General features: G+C 63.3%; 17 protein-coding genes. 6 read left to right on the top strand and 11 right to left on the bottom strand.

Features of this window, described 5'->3' with window-relative positions:
- Window positions 1–36: 36 nt before the first annotated feature.
- From F3S47_RS03580 to F3S47_RS03605, 6 genes are all read left to right on the top strand, one after another.
- On the top strand, window positions 37–1,272 hold the full coding sequence (locus tag F3S47_RS03580; RefSeq protein ID WP_150443825.1) for an ABC transporter substrate-binding protein: 1,236 nt from the start codon (window positions 37–39) through the stop codon (window positions 1,270–1,272).
- A 60-nt stretch (window positions 1,273–1,332) separates the two neighbouring features.
- Entirely contained in the window at window positions 1,333–2,064 is a 732-nt protein-coding gene (locus F3S47_RS03585; RefSeq protein WP_150443826.1) for an ABC transporter ATP-binding protein, read from the top strand.
- Window positions 2,061–2,786: an ABC transporter ATP-binding protein gene (locus tag F3S47_RS03590; RefSeq protein WP_150443827.1), complete on the top strand. Its 726-nt coding sequence runs from the start codon at window positions 2,061–2,063 to the stop codon at window positions 2,784–2,786. The genes F3S47_RS03585 and F3S47_RS03590 overlap by 4 nt, the downstream gene beginning before the upstream one ends.
- A complete protein-coding gene (locus F3S47_RS03595; RefSeq protein WP_150443828.1) occupies window positions 2,783–3,655 on the top strand; it encodes a branched-chain amino acid ABC transporter permease in 873 nt (290 codons plus the stop codon). Before F3S47_RS03590 ends, F3S47_RS03595 begins: the two co-directional genes overlap by 4 nt.
- A complete protein-coding gene (locus F3S47_RS03600; RefSeq protein ID WP_150443829.1) occupies window positions 3,652–4,647 on the top strand; it encodes a branched-chain amino acid ABC transporter permease in 996 nt (331 codons plus the stop codon). The genes F3S47_RS03595 and F3S47_RS03600 overlap by 4 nt, the downstream gene beginning before the upstream one ends.
- Before the next feature lie 74 nt (window positions 4,648–4,721).
- Window positions 4,722–5,459, top strand: a complete 738-nt coding sequence (locus F3S47_RS03605; RefSeq protein WP_223877705.1) for an alpha/beta fold hydrolase — start codon at window positions 4,722–4,724, stop codon at window positions 5,457–5,459.
- 271 nt (window positions 5,460–5,730) lie between these two features.
- On the opposite strand, the gene F3S47_RS03610 is transcribed toward F3S47_RS03605, so the two are convergent.
- The 11 genes from F3S47_RS03610 to F3S47_RS03660 are packed head-to-tail and all read right to left on the bottom strand — an operon-like array spanning window position 5,731 to window position 17,948.
- Window positions 5,731–6,264, bottom strand: a complete 534-nt coding sequence (locus tag F3S47_RS03610; protein ID WP_150443831.1) for an NrsF family protein — start codon at window positions 6,262–6,264, stop codon at window positions 5,731–5,733.
- Window positions 6,264–7,136, bottom strand: coding sequence for a ribokinase (locus tag F3S47_RS03615; protein ID WP_150443832.1), 873 nt, complete (start codon window positions 7,134–7,136; stop codon window positions 6,264–6,266). The genes F3S47_RS03610 and F3S47_RS03615 overlap by 1 nt, the downstream gene beginning before the upstream one ends.
- The gene (locus F3S47_RS03620; protein ID WP_150443833.1) at window positions 7,133–8,014 is read right to left on the bottom strand and encodes an HpcH/HpaI aldolase/citrate lyase family protein; all 882 of its coding nucleotides are present in this window, start codon (window positions 8,012–8,014) and stop codon (window positions 7,133–7,135) included. Before F3S47_RS03620 ends, F3S47_RS03615 begins: the two co-directional genes overlap by 4 nt.
- Entirely contained in the window at window positions 8,011–9,228 is a 1,218-nt protein-coding gene (locus tag F3S47_RS03625) for a CaiB/BaiF CoA transferase family protein (protein WP_150443834.1), read from the bottom strand. The genes F3S47_RS03620 and F3S47_RS03625 overlap by 4 nt, the downstream gene beginning before the upstream one ends.
- Window positions 9,225–10,289 (bottom strand): ABC transporter ATP-binding protein, encoded by a 1,065-nt coding sequence (locus F3S47_RS03630; RefSeq protein WP_150443835.1) that lies wholly within the window; start codon window positions 10,287–10,289, stop codon window positions 9,225–9,227. Before F3S47_RS03630 ends, F3S47_RS03625 begins: the two co-directional genes overlap by 4 nt.
- Window positions 10,290–10,292: 3 nt before the next feature.
- Entirely contained in the window at window positions 10,293–12,362 is a 2,070-nt protein-coding gene (locus F3S47_RS03635) for an ADP-ribosylglycohydrolase family protein (RefSeq protein WP_150443836.1), read from the bottom strand.
- Entirely contained in the window at window positions 12,359–13,570 is a 1,212-nt protein-coding gene (locus F3S47_RS03640) for an ADP-ribosylglycohydrolase family protein (RefSeq protein ID WP_223877706.1), read from the bottom strand. The genes F3S47_RS03635 and F3S47_RS03640 overlap by 4 nt, the downstream gene beginning before the upstream one ends.
- Window positions 13,567–14,982 (bottom strand): extracellular solute-binding protein, encoded by a 1,416-nt coding sequence (locus tag F3S47_RS03645; RefSeq protein WP_223877707.1) that lies wholly within the window; start codon window positions 14,980–14,982, stop codon window positions 13,567–13,569. Before F3S47_RS03645 ends, F3S47_RS03640 begins: the two co-directional genes overlap by 4 nt.
- 35 nt (window positions 14,983–15,017) lie before the next feature.
- Complete coding sequence (locus F3S47_RS03650) at window positions 15,018–15,911, bottom strand: carbohydrate ABC transporter permease (protein WP_150443837.1); 894 nt, start codon at window positions 15,909–15,911, stop codon at window positions 15,018–15,020.
- Entirely contained in the window at window positions 15,911–16,927 is a 1,017-nt protein-coding gene (locus F3S47_RS03655) for an ABC transporter permease (RefSeq protein ID WP_223877708.1), read from the bottom strand. Before F3S47_RS03655 ends, F3S47_RS03650 begins: the two co-directional genes overlap by 1 nt.
- Before the next feature lie 10 nt (window positions 16,928–16,937).
- The gene (locus F3S47_RS03660) at window positions 16,938–17,948 is read right to left on the bottom strand and encodes a LacI family DNA-binding transcriptional regulator (protein WP_223877709.1); all 1,011 of its coding nucleotides are present in this window, start codon (window positions 17,946–17,948) and stop codon (window positions 16,938–16,940) included.
- Window positions 17,949–19,018 lie beyond the last annotated feature (1,070 nt).

Raw genomic sequence — 19,018 nt, forward strand, 5'->3', positions numbered from 1 at the left:
CACGGAATCCAAGCAACCACCAATGGGGAAAGTCAGATGAAGAGACGTACACTTATCGCATCGGCGGCCATGTCAGTCGCACTCGCCGCACCCGCCTTCGCTCAGGAGGTCGTCAAGGTTGGTGTGCTCGCGCCGGTTTCCGGTCAGGCGGCCGCCGACGGGCAGGAGATGGTCAACGGCGCCCAACTCGCTGTGGACGAGCTGAACGAGAATGGTGGCGTTGCCGGCTACACTTTCGAGATCGAGGTGGGCGACGTGGGTGACGGCAGCGCGGACTCTGTGGCCACTGCCGCGCGGCGCCTGCTCTCGGACCGCGACATGGGTATCATCATGACCGGCTATGCCTCAGGCTCCAACTTTGAGATCGAGCTGATGGCAGAGCAAGACATGCCCTACCTCATCTCAGCCAATTCCGCTCAGACAGAAGAGATCGTGACCGAGGACCCCGAGTTCTTCCGCACTGTCTGGTCGCTGACACCCAGCTTCGATGGCTACGAAACCGGGGTCCTGCCTGTGGTAGAGAGCCTGGCAGAATCCGGCGCACTCGAGTTGCCGAGCGAGGAAATCGCGATCATCTCCTCGGACAATCCCTACTCGAAGACCATCGCTGAGGGGCTCGCCTCCTCCTTCGAGGAGGGAGGTTGGACGATCACCCAGAACGAGCTTCTGCCTTTCGGTGAGATCAACGACTGGCGCGGCTTCCTCAGCCAGGTTCGTCAGGATCCGCCAGGCCTCCTCGTGAACACAGACTACCTTCCGGGCAATGCGGCGACCTTCATGTCGCAGTTCATGGAGGACCCCACGAACAGCCTCGTCTTCATTCAGTACGCTCCCTCCGTGCCCGAGTTTCTCGAGCTGACGCAGGACGACAGCTCGGGCGTGGTCTACAACCTGCTCGGGGGCATCCTGAATACGCCGAGCAATCCGCGTGCCCAGGAGGTCGTCGGCAAGTACCAAGAGGCCTTCGGCAACGAGCCCGGCACCTACGGGGCGGCATTGTACGAGCAGGTGATGCTCTATGCCGACGCGCTGGAGGCAGTGGGCGATCCGGCCGAACGGGTGGCCATCGGGGAATGGATCGGCAATGCCGAGAAGCAGACTGCAATGGGTATGCTCAAGTTCGATCCCGAAACCCACCTCGCGGTGCAGGGCGACGACGGCATCCCGCTTCAGTTCTACCAGATCATCGATGGCGAGCGGGTACTCTTCAGCCCGGAGCAATACGCCACCGGCGATTTCGTGCAGCCCTCCTGGATGGGCGGCGAAGAGTAGGCACTCCCGGCGCGCCCGCGGACCGGGCGCGCCTTCACACCGACGGGACAGCGCCAAGGAATGAGCAATCCAATTCTCGAGGTAGACCGGGCCAGCCGGACGTTCGGCGGACTAAAGGCGGTGCAAGAGGTCTCCTTCTCTGTCGAGGAGGGCGAGATCTTTGGCGTCGCCGGGCCCAACGGTTCCGGCAAGAGCACACTCTTCAATCTCATCACCGGCATCCCGTTTCCACCGACCTCGGGCAGCATCGTCTTTGGCGGCACCCGGATCGACGGCAAGTCCCCCCACGCCATAGCCCGGTCGGGCCTTGCGCGGACGTTCCAGAAAGACGCCGAGTTCCCGGACCTGTCTGCTCGTGAGACAATGCTCATCGGAGCGAGCTACGCAGGCGGCATGTCCGGTCGCCAGGCAGGGCATGCCGCCGACGACGCGCTCGAATTGGTGAGCTTTCCTGAAGACCGACGCGATGTGGAGTCGGGCCATCTCTCGGTCTACGAGAAGAAGCAACTGATGATCGGCTCAGCCCTCGTTAGCAATCCCCGCATTCTTATGCTGGACGAACCGGCTTCGGGCCTGACCCGGCCCGAGATCGCGGCACTCGACAAGCTGCTTCTCGACGTAAATCGGACCGGCGTCACCATCCTGCTAATTGAGCACGTCTTGTCCCTGTTGCTCTCGGTCAGCGAGCGCCTCCTCGTCCTTAACCAGGGCCAGATCTTGGCGAGCGGCGACCCGCAGGAGGTGATCCGAGACCCGAAAGTGATCGAAGCATACCTCGGAGGCCGCAAATGACCACGTCGCTGCTCGAGGCCAGCCACATCTATGCCGGCTACGGCGAGGTGCCCGTTCTACGCGACATCACCGTACATGTCGGAGCCGGCGAGGCAGTCGGCATGTTCGGACCGAACGGTCACGGTAAGACGACGCTTCTGCGCACAATCTCAGGGCTGCTGCGTCCCTCGAATGGGACAGTCCACTTCGACGGTGACGACGTGACAATCGCGAAGCCTTCGGACATCGTCGGTCGGGGCCTCGTGCATGCCCAACAGGGCAACATGCTATTCGGCGACATGGGCGTCGCCGAGACGCTGGAACTCGCGGCCTTCAAACCACGCGCCCGCGCCGGCGCCAAGGCGGCCCTCGAACGGGTCTATGCATTGTTTCCCCGCCTCGCAGAACGCCGCAAGCAACTGGCACGAACACTTTCCGGGGGTGAACGGCAGATGCTCTCGATCGGCTGCGCGCTGATGTGCGCGCCCCGCCTCCTGTTGCTAGACGAGCCGACCCTCGGCCTCTCGCCCCGCCTTAAGGAAGAGCTGGCTGTCGCCATCGGAGAAATCCACGAGAGCGGCATTCCCCTCATCCTTGTCGAACAGGACGTCGAATTCCTGCTTTCTCTGACCGACCGCCTCTATCTCGTCGAGCACGGCGAGGTGGCGCGCGAGATCGACCAGGCCAGCGCCCCCGATCACCAGGAGATCATGGACATGTATTTCGGAACGGCGGCGACATGACTGAGACGCTGATCGCAACTATCGTCTCGGGCCTGCTGCTCGGGTCGCTCTATGCCCTGATGGCGAGCGGCCTCAGCCTAGTCTGGACGACGCTCGGCGTTTTCAACTTTGCCCATGGCGCGCTGATGACGTTCGGCGCCTTCGTGGCATGGACGGTGGCGGAAGCATGGGGCCTTGGGCTCCTTGCAGGAGCGGTCGCTGGAGTAGGAGCGGCGGCATTGGCCGGTGTGCTCATTGAGTTGCTTCTCGTCAGGCCGTTCTACGGCCATCGGAATATGCTGCTGATCACCGTGATGACGACACTGGCAGCGATGATCATCCTACAAAACGGCGCGCAGGTGATCTGGGGCGCCCGGCTAAAACAGCTTCCGCCGATCGTCGAAGGAAACGTCTCGATCTTCGGAGCGGTGGTCTCGGCGCACGAGGCGCTGATCATCGTGATCGCTCCGCTCGTCCTGCTGCTGCTCTGGTGGTTCGCGAGCACCACCCGCACCGGCCGCAGCCTGCGAGCCGTCGGTCAGAACCAGGATTCTGCTGCTCTCATCGGTATCGATGTCCCACGCGCCTTCTCGCTCGCTTTCGGACTATCCGCGGCACTCGCCGGTCTTACCGGCGTGCTTCTCGGCTCGATCCGATTCATCACTCCTTCGCTCGGTGCCGAACCCTTGGTAAAGGCGATGATCGTAGTAATCTTCGGCGGCCTCGGCAGTCTCGGAGCCTCGGCGGGCGCGGCCTTCGTAATCGGCATGCTCGAGGCCTTCCTCGTGCTCTGGCTCGGCCTCTACTGGACGCCGTCGATCCTCTTCCTGCTGCTGATCCTCGTTCTGGTCTTCCGTCCCAACGGCCTCTTCGGGAGGGCGAACGCATGACGCGCACCCGTATTGCCGCCATCCTCGTAGCCTTTGCCCTGTTGGCTCTCGTGCCACTCGTGGTCACGGACTCCTACGTGCGTCACCTCTTCATCATCGCGTTCATCTACGCAGTGGTCGCCTCGAACTGGGACCTGAGCCTTGGCTACACCGGACTCTTCAACTTCGGTCACCTCACCTTCTTCGGTGTCGGCGTCTACACCGCCGCAATCCTTGCCGAGACCGTCGAACTCAGCCCCTGGGCCGCGATCCTCTGCGGCGGTATCACCGCGGCGCTCGCCGCGCTGCTGATCTCGGCGCCTGTCGCCCGGCTGAAAGGCATCTACGTCGTGCTGGTGACCTTCGCATTCAGCCAACTGGCGATGCAGGTTGTGCTGAGCCAGAGCGACATTACCGGCGGGGCCGAGGGCATCGTCAGGATCCCCTACCTCCAGGTCGGGGACTACCGCTTTATCCGGGACTACAACCTAGCCTATTATTACACGGCCTTCGCGATGCTCTGCGTTTCGACAGTCTTTCTGCTGGCGGTGGTCGCGTCGCCCTTCGGCAAGTCGCTGCGGGCGCTGCGCGACAATCCGGACTATGCGGCGTCACGCGGCATATCGGTGGCACGGCAGCGGATCATGTCGCTGGTGCTGAGCGCCGTCTTCACCGGCATAGCCGGCGGGTTCTACGCCATATACCTGCGCGTCGCCTCGCCTGAGGTCTTCGGCTTCGGCACGCTGTCTTTGGCCCTCTCGATGGTGCTGATCGGCGGCGTAGGCACGATCATAGGCCCAGTACTGGCCGCACTCTTCCTCACATTCCTAACCGAGGCGATGGCCGGTATTCGCGGCCTTGAGGATGCCCGCTTCATCGTCGTTGCGCTCGCGATGATCCTCGTGCTGCGCCTCGCCCCCGGCGGCTCGATCGAAATGCTCTCGCGCCTCCGTCTCGGCGCCGGCTTTCGATCGCGACGCGAGACGACAGACACAGCAGGAAACAGGTCATGACAACACGCACAATTCCCTGCAGCGCATGTGACATCGCTATCGTAGAGTCGGAGGGGTCCGGGCCGACGGTCTTGATGATCCACGGCAATTCGTCCAGCAAGGAGGTCTTTAGAAATCAGTACGACGGGCGCATCGGCGAGACCTTCCATTGCATCGCCATGGATCTCCCCGGGCACGGAGGCTCGGGCGACGCCCGCGACCCGGAGGCGACCTATTGGATGCCGGGCTATGCCGATGTCGCACTCGAACTCATGGAAAAGCTCGGCATCGCCCAATACGCCATTCTCGGATGGTCGCTCGGAGGCCATATCGGTCTTGAGATGATCGCTCGGTCCGACGCGCCAACCGGGCTGATGATTTCGGGCAGCCCGCCTTTCGGCCCCACCGACGAGTCGGTCGAGAGCGGCTTCAAGACAAACGACCACATGCACCTCGCCGGACAACGAGATCTGACACCGGACGAGGTCGAAGCCTACGCCCACGCGACGTGTGGCATCAACGCCCCTTTCGAGACTTTCCTGAGCGAAGCTGTCGCCCGGACGGACGGTCGGGCCCGAGAACTTATGTTTTCGCGCCTCACAGCAGACGGTACCGTCAATCAGCAGGAAGCCGCAGTCGCCTCCCGCGTCCCGTTCGCCATCGTGAATGGCGAGACCGATCAATTCATCAACAACGACTTCATCGCAGCGCTCCCATATGGCGATCTGTGGGAGGGCAAGGTCCACCTTCTGCCCGGCATTGGCCACGCGCCATTCTGGGAAGCGCCAAAAACCTTCGACCCAATCCTCGAACGTTTCCTAGCTTCCATCTAAAGCCACGCCCGACGTGTGGTGGGGCCTGGACAAGAACTGCAGTCGATTGCTTGCGTCATTGCCGACTTGGCCGAACCGACCTTGGGGCCGATCGGCAAATGGGAAAAGGCTCGATCTTTAGGATGTCGAGGTAGCCGATTAAGAACACGGCGAGAGCCGGATCCTAAACGTTCGAGACTGCCGCGCTCTACCCTCACTCGGCGTGGGAACCAGGAGAAATTGACAAAGAACTCCACAGCCAGTGCTCAGGGTAGAGAGGCGCCTCCCCCCTCTAGACACTAAGGAGCCGGGATCCTGCCACCCAGCCCAGCGCTCCGGTGAGGCCGATACCCACAGTGTACCAAAGCAGAAAGAAGCTGGCGGCATCCTCATCGCAGTGCAACGCGTAGATTAGGGCGCCAATACCGTCGGCAGCGAGACCTGCGCCAAGCCCCGTCCGGGCGGGCGCTGTCACGACCCGATGCCTCAGCCCCCAGAGCAGAGCCGCGGCCACCGGGAGCGCTAGGAGCGGCACCGAAATCAGGCAGACCACGGTAGTGTCGGTAACCACGACGCCGCCCGAGAGGACCGCGACGCTCCATAGACCGAGAAGTGCCGTCGTGGCCAAGGCCAGGGGCCGTAGTGAGATCCGCTCCCCAGAGGGCTGGAGTAGCAGGAGGCCCGCGAGATTGGCCAGTGCCAGCGGCCAAGCCACCTTTGCAGCCATCATTGGTTGAGCCGCGAACTCAGCCCAGTCGGGATGGAGGCCCCAAAAGCCCAGTAGGAGCGCCAGCGACACGGCCGCCCCTCCCGCGAGATGGAGCATCAGTGCGCGTTCTGATCGAGAAGGGCCAAGACCTCAGATTCATGCGGTATGGCCGTTGCAGCGCCGGGCGCCTGAACCTGAAGCGCCGCCGCCGCCATCGCGTATCGCAAAGCGAGATCGGCGGGCTCGCCAGCGTCCAACCGGGCCAGGAAGCATCCCAAGGTCGTGTCACCCGCCCCCGTTGTGTCGACAGGATTCGCCCGTATTGCCGGGACGTTGATCGTCTCGCTCGGCGTTATCAGAGACGCGCCTCGCGCCCCATAGGTCACTAAAATCGACAGATGATTGGGAAGCTCTCCGCCGGCTTCCCGCAACTGAGCGAACTCGATCTCGTTTACAGCCAAGAGATCGATGTCCGGCAGCACCGGCCAGATTAGAGCCGCATCGAAGGGAGCGGCAGCAAGGACAACACCAACGCCCTGTCCTCTCGCGAGCGCGGCTCCTTCGGCAAGGACGTTCGTCTCATTCTGCAAAAGCACCCTGTCGCCGGCTTCTAGACGCACAATCTGCTCGCGGCAATGCTCAGCGGGGATGCGCGCATTCGCGCCAGGGTCAAGTATGATCTGGTTCTCGCCGCCCCTCTCGACGACGATCAGGGCGCTGCCGGTCAGGGAACCCGGTATTCCAACGATCCCCGACGTCTCCAGGCCCAAGTCCTCGACCGCCGCACGCATCGCCGCATCAGCTTCGCCTATCGCGCCGACATGGCGGACGCGGCCCCCGGCCCTCTGGATGGCTACGCTCTGGTTCAGCCCCTTGCCGCCGAGACCGACACTCGCGCTCTTTGCGGCAAGGGTTTCACCTGGGCCCGGGAAGTGATCCACGACATAGAGCCTGTCCCAGTTGATCGAGCCGATATTGAGGATCGTCATGAGGCCTCCGGAGGTTCGGTCTGGAGGTTCCTTTCTGTGGCCTGCGCTAAGATGGCACGGGCGCGCTGGGCCATCGGCGCGTCGATCATCCGGCCATCGAGAACAGCAGCGCCACGGCCTTCGGCGCAGCTGGCTTCCAACGTCCGGAGAACCGCCTCGGCCCACGCGATGCTCTCTGGACCGGGAATGAAGCCACCATTGAGCGCAGCGATCGTGCCTGGATGTATTGCGCTCGCCCCGACGAAGCCGAAGGCGCGGGACCGGCGTACGAGCGCGGTCAGATCGTCGTGATCCAGCCGAGCGACGCTATCCAGCAGGCCCAGGGGCGCCACGCCAGCAGACCGGGCCGCTGCCACGAGCCTCTGCCTCGCATAGAGCAGTGCCTCATGCGAAGGCTCCATCCCGCAAGCCGTGGCGTAGTCCTCTGCCCCGAGCGCGAGAGCCGCCACGCGCGGCCCAGAGGCGATCTCGTAGGCCTTTTCGATGGCGCCGGGACCCTCCAGCAACGGCACGAGGTTAACCGTGCCCGGCGAAAGGCCACGCTCGGACTCGAGTCTGTCAAGAGTTTCGGCAATCCAGCTTATCATGGAGGCGCCCCGCGCCTTCGGGACATAGACCGCCCGAAGGCCAGGCCGAACGACCGCGTCGAGGTCGCGGGAAGCCTCAATGAGATCCGCGTTTATCCGCACCATGAGGTCCGCAGGCCCTCCGGCGAGCCTATCCCAATGCTCGACTAGGCAGGCTCGAGCACCGTCCTTCTCTCGGAGTGGAACGGAGTCTTCGAGGTCGAGAATGAGCGCATCCGCACCGCGGCTCTGCGCCTTCTCGACAAAGCGTGTCACGTTGGCGGGTACGTAGAGCAGCGACCGCCAACTCATGCGATTGTCCCCGCAGACCGCAACCGGGCGATATCGTCGTTCGAGTAGCCAAGCTCAGAGAGTATCTCGGGGCCCTGTTCGCCGATAGCCGGGGCAGGTCGCCGCAAGCTTCCCGGGGTAGCTGACATTCGGGGCAGCGGGCTGTGCTGGATCGACTGACCAGTCTCCGGGTCCGGCGCGGCAACGTAGATGCCGCGATCGCGGAAGTGCGGATCGCCGGCGATGTCGGCGCTGTTGTAGATTGGCGCGGCAGTGACGCCGGCCTCGTCCATGGCTTCCATCGCTTCGTCCCGATCGCGCTCCGCGAACCACGCCGAGACGGCTGCGTCGACGTCTTCGCGATGGGCGACCCGGTCGACATTTGTCCGAAACCGCGGATCATCAATCATGTCTTCCCGGCCGATGGCGCGGAAGAGGCGCTCCGCCATGGATTGCATCGAACCTGATACGGCAATCCACGCACCGTCCCGGGTTTGGTACGCGTTCCGAGGGCTGGAGGTATTCGAACCGTTGCCGACGCGCTGCTTCGGAGCGCCAGTCAGCGACTGGTCGAACGCCTCCGGTCCGAGGACCGAGGTCATCGCCTCTAGCAGCGAGAGGTCGATGACTTGTCCTCCCAGCCCGGCGTCTCTCGCACGAAGCGCCATCGAAACGGCATTTGCCCCATAGAGCCCCGCGATCATGTCGGCCAGCGCCAGCGGAGGCAGCAGTGGTCCACCGTCAGACTCCCCATTTCGGGCTGCGAAGCCTGACATCGCTTCGATCAGGGTGCCGAAGCCCGGCCGCTTGGAGTAAGGGCCGGACTGCCCAAACCCGGAGACACGCAGCAGAATGAGATCAGGATGCGCCGAAAACAGTTCTTTCGGCCCCAGCGACATCTTCTCCAGCGTGCCCGGTCGGAAGTTCTCGATGAGAACGTCGCTGTGGGAGATCAGGCGGCGCAGGACGGCTGCCGCCCCGTCGTCGCGAAAGTCGAGTCCGAGGGACCGCTTGTTGCGACCGTAGACCTTCCAAAAGCTCGAGACGCCTGCCTGCTTCCAGGCCCGGAGAGGGTCGCCGGCGGGGATCGGCTCGACTTTGATCACGTCAGCGCCGAAGTCGGCCATCTGCAGCGATGTCATGTTCCCGGCCACCAGCCGGGAAAGGTCTAGCACACGGATGCCCGAAAGCGGACCCTCGGCCTCGGGCCGCCAGCTCGTCTCGGACCAGGTCACAGCAGACGCCCTCCGGTATCGGGGTCAAAGACCAGCGCCCGGTTCGACGGAATGCCGAGGTGAATGCGGTCGCCCTGGCGAAGGGCTGCGGAGGTCGGCAGGACCGCCACCATGTTCTGACCGGCAACGGTGAGCGACACATCGGCCGTTTCACCGGTGGGCTCCACCAGTTGCACCTCCGCCAGTGGGCCGTGGTCGGCGATAGTGATCGTTTGCGGCCGGATACCGTAGGTCACTGGCCGCCCCTCAGGCAGGTCAAGCGGTCGTGGAAGCGGCATGGTGAGGCCCTGGCCGAGGTCGACGTGTGTCGCACGAGGGCCGGCCGAAGTGGCGCGGAACAGGCTAATCTCGGGCGAGCCGATGAAGCTCGCGACAAACTCGGAGATTGGGTTGTCGTAGAGCTCTTCCGGAGGCCCCATCTGGGCGATGCCGCCGTCATTCAGCACGACGATCCGGTCAGCCATAGTCATGGCCTCTGTCTGGTCGTGGGTGACGTAGAGGGTCGTCTTGCCGAGCTTTTGATGCAGCTTCTTGATCTCAGAGCGCATCCGCACACGCAGCTTTGCGTCGAGGTTTGAGAGCGGCTCGTCGAAGAGAAAGGCCTCTGGGTCGCGCACGATGGCCCGGCCCATGGCGACTCGCTGGCGCTGACCGCCGGAGAGTTCCTTGGGCAGCCGGTCCAGTAGGTGCTCGAGACCCAGGATGCCGGCGGCCTCCTTTACCTTGGCATCGATCGCGGCCTTGGGCGCCCCGGCGAGCCGCAGCGAAAAGCTCATGTTGTCCGCCACTTTCATGTGCGGGTAGAGGGCGTAGGATTGGAAAACCATCGCCAGGCCCCGCTCCTTCGCCGGAATACGGTTGGCGACTTTGCCGTCGATCACGATCCGCCCGCGGGTGATGTCCTCAAGACCAGCGACCATGCGCAGCAGCGTTGACTTCCCGCAGCCCGACGGCCCGACGAGGACGACGAATTCGCCGTCCTCGATGTCGATGTCGATGCTTCCCAGGACATCGACGCCCCCATAGCTCTTCCCGACCCGTTCAAGCTGGATGCGGCCCATGGCTCACTCCTCCCTGATCTCGAACCGGGCGCAGCCAATAGCACCCGGCGCGCCGAGGCGGAGCCCAGCCATGCCGCGGGGATGGCGGTCGTCAGTGGCCGACAGCACTTCCTCCCCGTCAATTGAGAGACTGAGGCGGTTCCCGGTCGCAGAAAAAGTCAGGTCGACCTCTTCGCCCGCTTCCACGGGAACTGCGCCCAACTCGGTCCTGCCAAAGTCCTCACGGAGGATGACGGCCCGGCCCGCCTCGATGCCCGCGGCGTAGAAGCGCTGTGTGCCAGCCGCGCGCGCGGTGACGAGGTGGCTGTCACCCTCGAACCGGGTGATCCGGGCCTTAACCGTCTGGTCCGTGGTGAAGGCGTGGCCGGTCCAGAGGTCGCCGTCGTTGTCCGAGCGCCCGACGATCAGGTCGCCATCCAGTCCCCATGTGCCCCGGTTGAAGCTGAACCGGCTGACCGAGCCCCATTCCTCGGCCTCGAGCGCGGGCAAGACCACAGTATGGCCTGCTCCCGTCACACTGAACGACCGGATCAGGCAGGACATCAGCACCCGTCCTTCGCCCTGCTGGATCATCCGGATACCGATCTCGTCGATCGCCTCGGCGCTTTCCGGAAGATCGAAGCGCACCATTTCCCAGTCGAGAGGCAGCGGTCTCCACATGCCCAGATCGTCCCGCTTACCGCTGGACGCATAACGGACGTAGGGTACGAAACGCACGTCGCGCGGGCCTTCGGCCGCGTCGGTCCCCATCAGCTCGATGGCCACGGTCTGGCCCGACGCGACGAGGGGCGAGAGCATCGGACGGTAGCGATTGTCGTCAAACTCCCCTTCCCGATAGAACGGCTTCCAGAAGACGCGGCCACCCTCACCTCCGGCCCAGCGGTCGATCTGAACGTCAAGCGCTCCGCTCAGGTGGTCCGGAATCGTGCGCAGTCGGTGCGATCCCTCTGCGCGGATGCCGTGACTGGCCCCGGGAAGAGCGAAGTCGAACTCGACGGTCCGCGACAGGGCTGCATTGGCCCATTCTTCGGGGATGCTTTCGCCCCGCCGACGTAGGGCCAGGACCGCCATATCACGGGCGGCAGACGGCATGTCGACGATATTGAGCGAGCCGGTAACGGCGGACGTAATGAGGATGTCGTTGATCGGACGGCGCCATTTGGACCAATGCGGGCAGACGCCCTGAAGCACTCCTGCGATGTTGGCAGCGTTGCCGGCGTTACAATCGGTGTCCCAGCCGCACATGGTCGCGATGGCGGCTGTCCGCGGCATGTCGCCCTCTCCGTAGAGCAGGGCTAAAGCAACCACGCCGGCATTCGGGATCACGTGACAGACTCCCGTCCATTTGTCGTAGCCGAAATCGCGCTCGAGCATGTGGAAGCAGCTGCGCCAGTCCTCAGGTTCCTCGGCATGGAATGCCTCTACCGCGTCGATCACCTGCGCGTAGTGAGAACCGTCCTCCACTAAAGCGCGAGCTACGTGGTGTACCTCCTCGATATCCCGCGCGGTGAAGGCGGCGGCGGTGGCCCCGGCGACATAGGCTGCGCCGTGCAGAGCCTCGCCGTCGTGAGCGACCGAGGCCATGATGCGCGCCAGACGGGCGGCCCCCTCGGGGTCCCCGGGGCAGACCCAGCCCCAGCAATCAGAGAAGATCTGACCACCGATCTGCTCTGCTGGCACCTGACCGCGCAGCTCGATACTCCCGGACTTCGGCGGTTTGATCCCCCGTTGCAGATAGCGAAAGGCGGTTTCCTCGGTCGAGATATCGAAGCCGCCCCACCAGAGCATCCCATGTCCGTCGCCGATGTAGTTCAGCCAGTTCCTTCCAGCCGCGGCATGAGTGAGGTCATCGCCCTCGTCCCAAAGGGCGCGGACGAAAAAGAGCGGACCGTTTGTGTCATCGTCGGCAGCGAAGTTCCTGTAATCGCGCACGTAATCGTCGATTTCGCCATAGACCTCGCGGATTCGGTCGTGGTCCCAAACCGTCGGCTCCACGGGCGCGCCTAGGCGAACTCCGACGGCCTTGCCGATCAGCCCGGCATATATCTTCTCGCGGATCGTCTCGGGTGTCATTCGGCCGCGGACCTTTCGGATTTCGTGATCAGGGTCTCGCGCTGCGCGATGATATCGGCGGCGCGGGCGGTATCCTCGAACAGGATGTCGAGTACAGCTTCCGTAAAATGGCCTGCATCGGCAGCGAGATTGAGGCGGTTCGCACTGTCGATCAGCGCGGCGTCCTCGGCATCGATGACCGAGGAGCCGTGCATGGCCCCAAGGATCGCTCCAGCCATGACTCCAATTGAGTCGGTGTCGCGGCCTGAGTTGATGCCATCGACGACAGCCTGCCGGAAGTCTCCTCTGGCCGTGATGCAGAAACCGAGCGCCAGTGGCAATTCCTCAATCGAGAGCAGTCGAGAGGGCTGGTATGCTGCCGAGGCGGCTCCTGCCTTGTCCGGGCCATGCACCACATCGTCACCCATCGGCGAGAATGGGGCGATGACCCTGTGGAATTCGTCCGTTACTTCGTCCGCATCCGCGCCCTTGCGTGCGAGCTCTTCGGCCGCGGCAACGATCTCGGCTATTGCCGTTCGGGTACCATCATGGGCTACATCGTGGGCAGTGCGGACTACCTCGTCCAGCGTCGTGCCGGGGACGAAGGCTTGCGCGACGGCGGCGGCCAGCACGCCGGCGGCCTCTAGACCATAGCTCTGTTGGTGACCGGAGGCGAAGTTGATTGCCTCGTCGTAGGCGGCGGCAGGGTTGCAGGCGTTTGCCGCCCCGACAGGCGCGATGTACATGGTCGCACCACAATTCACCATGTTGCCAACGCCGCCTTGCCTTGGGTCGCAGCCCGCAAGCTGGAGGCGTTGGAAGATCCATTTCTCAGGATAGAAGAGACGTTCGATCAGCGGTGCCTTGCGCTGCAGCTCGGGCACCCAGCGGCTTTCCCAGGCGATTTCGCGCACCATGCCGGAGGCCATGTCCCAGGCGTCGAGATGACGGCGCTCGGCGCCATAAATTCGCATGAGCGACAGCGTCATGGCCGTGTCGTCAGTTGTGATTCCGTTGCCGCGAACCCGGCCCTTACGCTGGTCTTCATCCTGTCCGTCACGGTGCCAGGCCGTCCGCAGCGACGTCACACGTCCATAGCGCTCGCGGATTTCTGCGGCGGTCAGTTTTTCGACCGGGGCGCCCATGGCGTCGCCGAAGGCGACCCCATGGACCATGCCGCGGATGCGGCCCCGCAAATCGGGGCCGGTCCTTGTTTCCGAAAGGCTCACAGCACTTCCTTCGCGTAGTCGACCATCGCTTGCCCGCCAGCGTCGAGCCAGCCCTGGACGTAGGCATCCCAGTCGTCCTCAGTGGACAACTCACCGGAGATGAAACGGAAGGCGTTGGTCCGGTAGTAGGTCTCGGCACCGTCGACCGCCGCGGCGAGGTCAGCGGGCCAGACGAAGGTGTTGTCGGCGCGGAAGCCGTCGACGCCCTGCTGGAGCGAGGCCTGCGCCAGTTCGCTCAGCGGACTGATCGGCGGCTGGTAGTAATTCGGATTGTCGTAGACGAAACGCGGATACCAGGCGCCGAGCTTGTCTGTCGGTGCAAGGGTGTCTCCGTCGCGGGTGTAGTGCTCTCCCTCGAAGCCGAGGCGGTCCATGAGCTGCCCTTCGGGGCTGGCCATGAAGTCGAGGAAGGCCACTACGGCGTCCGTCTGCTCGGTCGTTACTGGAACGGCGAAACCCCGGCTCTCCTTGCTGACGTCGATCGCCTGGATGCCGGCCGGCGGGGTCAGGAGGACCAGCTCCGCGCCTGGGTTCACTTGTGCCATCTTGGCTTCGTAGATCCCGACGACAGGTCCAGCCGTTCCCATCACGACGCCAACATCTCCAGTGTAGAACTTGTCTTCCTTCACTTCCCAGTTGGAGGTGACGAACTCGGGGTCGAGCACTCCGTCGGCGTAAAGGCTCGCGTACCAGGCCAGCTTCTGGCGCTCGCCATCGCTGATCCTCGAGTGGATCCAGGTGCCGGCGTCGTCCTGCAGCCAGGTCTGGTCGATGCCGAAGGCCGGGTCGAAGACCGCATCCAGCTCATCAGTGTTGTTGGGCGCAATGATGCCGTAGGTCACTGGATTGCCGTCGACCTCGGTGCCCGGGATGGCACGCAGCAGGGCGTCCCATTCCTCGAGCGTAGTAGGCGCGGACATGCCCGTCGACTCCAGTAGATCGCGGCGCATGACCGGCGCCTTCGTCCGGGCCGGGAACACGTAGAGCAGGTATGGATAGTTATCCATCCGCGCCGTGTTGTGAGGCCATAGAGCGGGGGCCAGGTGCTCGGTTCCCTCGATCATCGGCCGCAGGTCCATGAGTGCACCTTGCTGCGCGATCTGCTCGTCCCCACCCTGGAAGTAGATGACGTCCGGAATGTCGCCGGAGAGCAGCATCAGGTTGAGCTTCTCGGCATAGCCCTCGGACGGCAGGTCGACGATCTCGATCGAGATGTCGTGCCCGCGGGCAGCCAGAGCCTCTTCGATGCGGGCAATATGCGCCACGTCCTCGGGATTTGTTGTCAGCAGATCCTTCATGACGATCCGGATGCTGCCGGTCGCGGCGCGCACAGGGCGCGGCAGCATGCCGACCATCGGCGTCGCGGCGAGGCCGGCCATAAGGGCCCGGCGGGAAATGGACAGTTTTTGCATCGAGTTCCTCCCTTGGATGCAGATATTGCGTGCGGTCATTTCAGGGCCCCGGACATGGTGCCCTTCGTGAAGTAGCGAAGGATGAGCGGGTAGATCGCGAGGACCGGAAGAATGGTGAACAGTATCATCCCAGCCCGGAACGCCTTGAAGTCGATCTGGCTGGCGCCCTCATAGTTGTTCATGGCTTGAAGCCCGACGATGGCCGCCTTGTCGCCGACCACCACAAACTGGCGCAGTACGACCTGGAGCGGCCACATGTCCTGGTCGTTGAAGTAGATCATCGGCCGCAGGAACTCGTTCCAGTGGTACACCACATAGAACAACGTGATCGTCGCCAGAGCCGGCTTGGCCAGTGGCACCACGACCCGCCAGAAGGTTTGGAAGGCGTTGGCACCGTCGAGTTTCGCTGCCTCGATTAGTTCCTCGGGCACTTCCTCGAAGAAGCGGATCAGGATGATCAAGTACCAGGCATTGACCATCTTGTAGATGATGACCGCCGAATATGTGTCGAGCAGACCTAAGCGACGCATAACGAAGTAGTCGGGAATGATCCCTGGCTCGAAGACGATGGTCGCAAGGATCAGCACGAAGAGTGTCCGCCGAAACGGCAGTCGCTTGCGCGACAGCGCCCAGGCCATGAGCGCGGTGCAGGTCACGTTGAGGACCGTGCCGACAGACGTGATGAAGAGCGAGTTCATCAGCCCTCGCTGCACGGCCGGGTGATTGGCGAGCAGCTTCCAGATGTCGACGGAGAAGCCGTCGGGCGTAATCGCCATGCCGCTCATGCCCGGCACGCGAGCTGGGTCCGACAGCGAGATAGCGAGAAGGTTGAGGATCGGCTGGACCGTCACGACGACGATCGCGATCAGGACCGAGAGGATGATCGCCTCCTCGACACGCTCCAGTGGGGTGCGGTTGCGCGTCGCCATTACCAAACCCCCCTGCCCGTCAAACGCTTGGACAGGAAGTGCGCGCCCAGCATCAGGGTCATGCCGACGACGCCCTTGAAGAGGCCGGCCGCGGTTGCGAGCGAGAACTGCCCGCCCGTTATGCCGAGCCGGTAGACGTAGGTGTCGATGATGTCGATCTTGTCCCTGATCGCATCGTTGGACAGGTTGAACACTTGGTCGAAGCCCGCGTTCAGGAACAGACCGACGTTCAGGATGAATAATGTCGCGATGGTCGGCACGATCCCCGGCAGGGTGATGTAGCGCATCTTCTGCCAGCGGCTTGCGCCGTCCATTTCAGCCGCCTCGTAAAGGGCCGGATCGATCGACATGATCGCCGCGAAGTAGAGAAGGCTGTCCCAGCCGGTGCTACGCCATGCCTCTGACCAGACCAAGACCCAGCGGATTGAGCCGCTCTCGGTCATGAAGCTGCGCCGCTCGAGCCCGATCATGTCGCGCATGTCGTTGATCACCCCGTCTGCGGGGGACAGCGCGGCGATAAAGATCCCAGCGATCACTACCCAGGAGAGGAAGTGCGGCAGGTAGATCACCGACTGCACACCGCGGCGGAAGCGTCCGGAGCGGACCTCGTTCAGAAGCAAAGCCAGAATGATCGGGAGCGGGAAGACGAAGGCGATCTTCATGGCGCTGATGATGAGCGTGTTCATCAGCACCTCAAAAAAAGCCGGCGAGGCAAAAAGCTGCGCGAAGTGCTTCAAGCCGACCCAGACATTCGGGCCAATGATGCGCAGGTCTTCGAACGCCAGCTTAGCCTCCCAGACTGGAAGGTAGTGGAAGAGCGCGAAATAGATCAGCCCGGGGGCCAGCATCAGGTAATACGGCCACCACTCGCGGACCCCATCGCGAAAGCGGGCACCGGGAGTGTCGAACTCATCACCCGGCCATTGGTCGCTGGCAATCTCGGCGGTCAACAGGTCCGGGTTGGGAACGTTCCCATTTCCGCCTGCAGCACTGCTCTTATGGTCCAGCTTGGTCACGGCTTCGTCCCTATCCAGTACTGACGGCGCGGGGGTAGTTTGGTTGAGGCAGCGTCTCGCGCTCGATCAGGGCACATGGCAGCGAGAGTTTCGGCACATCTGGCTCGCCTGCGATCTTCTTGCTCAGCAGCTCGAAGGCCCGCCCGCCAATCTCCCGCGAAGGCTTCGCTACGGTCGTCAGCGAAGGCGCCGAGACCTCGGCGGCCGGAACACCGTCGAAACCAAGGAGCGCGACGTCTTCAGGGCAACGCAGACCGGAAGACCGGATCGCCTGGAGTGCGCCCAGTGCCATCAGGTCATTGGCCGCAAAGACTACCCGCGGAATGTCCCGCGCAAGGAGCCGGTTCATTGCCGCGCGGCCTCCGTCAACCGTGTAGTGACCGTCCTCGAGACGCATTTCGTCGAGTGGCCAGCCCTCGACTTCGCCGATCGACCTGACTGCGGCGACGAACCTTTCGCGAGCGGTGCGCTCGGCGTCGCCGACCAGCAGAGCTGGCATACCGAGGCCTGCCGCGACGATCCGATCAAGGCCGATGGAGACGCCTTGAGAGATGTCGCTTCCGACCGAAGGAAGCTGCGGAAAGCGCTCAGCAGATGAGCCGATCAGCACCAGCGGAATCCGAAACCGAGCGATCTCGTCAAGTCCATCGCGCACCGGGTTTACTATGGCCCCGTCCACGCGGGACTGCGTTAACGCCAGCAGGTGCCGACGCTCGCGCTCCGGGTCCCAGTCAGAGTTGAAAATAAGTAGCGAGACGTTCTCGTCGGCGGCCGCATCCTGCGCCCCACGGGCCACATCGGCCCAGAAAGGGTTGGCGATGTCGGGGATCACAAGGCCGATCATCCCGGTCCGGCCAGACCGAAGCGACCGCGCGAGGTCATTGCGCCGGAAGCCCGATGTCTGGACAGCGGCCATGACCTTCTCACGCGCGTCTTCGGACACGCTCTCCGCCCCGGAGAGAACACGGGACACCGTACTCTTCGACACGCCCGAGAGGCGAGCGATATCGATGATGGTCAATGGTGCGGTCGAGTCCGACACGGTGATTCTCACTCCTCCCAAAACAAAACTATCACGCAAAACCAGCCGTGGGAACCTTCCCACGGGCCAATCGTGGTCGCCAACGGCTGGTTGGCTCTCACAGGCTCTTTGTACTGCCCGCATTTGCGCTGGGGCTGTAAGGAGGATCGTGCCGGAAGCGATGCTGCTCAGAGGTGTTCGAGTGGCACGCCTAAGTTGGGGCTGTCACAGAAGACATTTGCCGCCCCTCACGGCCTCCCCCTTGCTCTCCCGTCGCGCCGAGGACGCGTCGGACAATTTCGTTTTCGCGACCCCCAAAATGATCGCGTCGAGCCCTACCACGAGGAGGTCTCAGAGGAACGCAGCAAGCACCTTACGATACCGTTTAGAGTGCCTGGCTATCCAGCGGTCTTCGACCGTCCAAGAAGGCAGGTACCTCTCGTGGAGCAAAGCAATACGCAGCATTAGTCCAAACGAGGCCCCGCTCCAAATACAAAAAAGACATTAAATTTCCGATAGTTACGAACCTTTCGTCTATCCACGTCAAGCTTGCCACCCTCGAACTGGGGATCGGTCCCGCGGTCTGCGGAAGCGTTTGACCGAACAAATACACAAAGGGCCGCACCCCTGCAGCAGCATCCAACCTCATGCGCGTTACGAGCAAAGCCAATCCTTCGAAGTGGCCCCTACAAGCAGCCCCAAAACGAAACGAAACGGGTTTTTTGTCGCACGCAGACATGCAGTTTGGCGCCTCCGCACACCCGCAAGGCCCTCCCCCGTCAGAAGGACCCATTTTTTCTGAGGGGCTCAGGTTGCCCAGCCGATGCGCTTCGCCAGACGCGACAGGCCGAGGGTCCCACCGGACATGCCGGCGTAGATCAGCGCCGCGAGCAAGACCGAGCCGGCATTGACGTCGACCATCAGCATGCCGGTGTCTTCGTTGAAGCCAACGCAGGCAGAAGAGACATCCGAAGACCCCCGCGGCCCGGCACTCCTCGGCGGAGACCAGCCCGTCAGCGATCAGTCGCTCGGCCAGCTGCCGCGAGACGTGCTGGGCCAGGTACGTCCGG

The sequence above is a fragment of the Histidinibacterium aquaticum genome (assembly GCF_008710275.1).
Lineage (GTDB): Bacteria > Pseudomonadota > Alphaproteobacteria > Rhodobacterales > Rhodobacteraceae > Oceanicola > Oceanicola aquaticus.

Excerpts from the sequence above, each read along its gene's own strand:
- F3S47_RS03610 (WP_150443831.1), bottom strand. The coding sequence starts at position 6,264 with ATGCTCCATCTCGCGGGAGGGGCGGCCGTGTCGCTGGCGCTCCTACTG.
- F3S47_RS03615 (WP_150443832.1), bottom strand. The coding sequence starts at position 7,136 with ATGACGATCCTCAATATCGGCTCGATCAACTGGGACAGGCTCTATGTC.
- F3S47_RS03585 (WP_150443826.1), top strand. The coding sequence starts at position 1,333 with ATGAGCAATCCAATTCTCGAGGTAGACCGGGCCAGCCGGACGTTCGGC.
- F3S47_RS03645 (WP_223877707.1), bottom strand. The coding sequence starts at position 14,982 with ATGCAAAAACTGTCCATTTCCCGCCGGGCCCTTATGGCCGGCCTCGCC.
- F3S47_RS03620 (WP_150443833.1), bottom strand. The coding sequence starts at position 8,014 with ATGAGTTGGCGGTCGCTGCTCTACGTACCCGCCAACGTGACACGCTTT.
- F3S47_RS03650 (WP_150443837.1), bottom strand. The coding sequence starts at position 15,911 with ATGGCGACGCGCAACCGCACCCCACTGGAGCGTGTCGAGGAGGCGATC.
- F3S47_RS03580 (WP_150443825.1), top strand. The coding sequence starts at position 37 with ATGAAGAGACGTACACTTATCGCATCGGCGGCCATGTCAGTCGCACTC.
- F3S47_RS03595 (WP_150443828.1), top strand. The coding sequence starts at position 2,783 with ATGACTGAGACGCTGATCGCAACTATCGTCTCGGGCCTGCTGCTCGGG.
- F3S47_RS03600 (WP_150443829.1), top strand. The coding sequence starts at position 3,652 with ATGACGCGCACCCGTATTGCCGCCATCCTCGTAGCCTTTGCCCTGTTG.
- F3S47_RS03590 (WP_150443827.1), top strand. The coding sequence starts at position 2,061 with ATGACCACGTCGCTGCTCGAGGCCAGCCACATCTATGCCGGCTACGGC.
- F3S47_RS03630 (WP_150443835.1), bottom strand. The coding sequence starts at position 10,289 with ATGGGCCGCATCCAGCTTGAACGGGTCGGGAAGAGCTATGGGGGCGTC.
- F3S47_RS03605 (WP_223877705.1), top strand. The coding sequence starts at position 4,722 with ATGATCCACGGCAATTCGTCCAGCAAGGAGGTCTTTAGAAATCAGTAC.
- F3S47_RS03635 (WP_150443836.1), bottom strand. The coding sequence starts at position 12,362 with ATGACACCCGAGACGATCCGCGAGAAGATATATGCCGGGCTGATCGGC.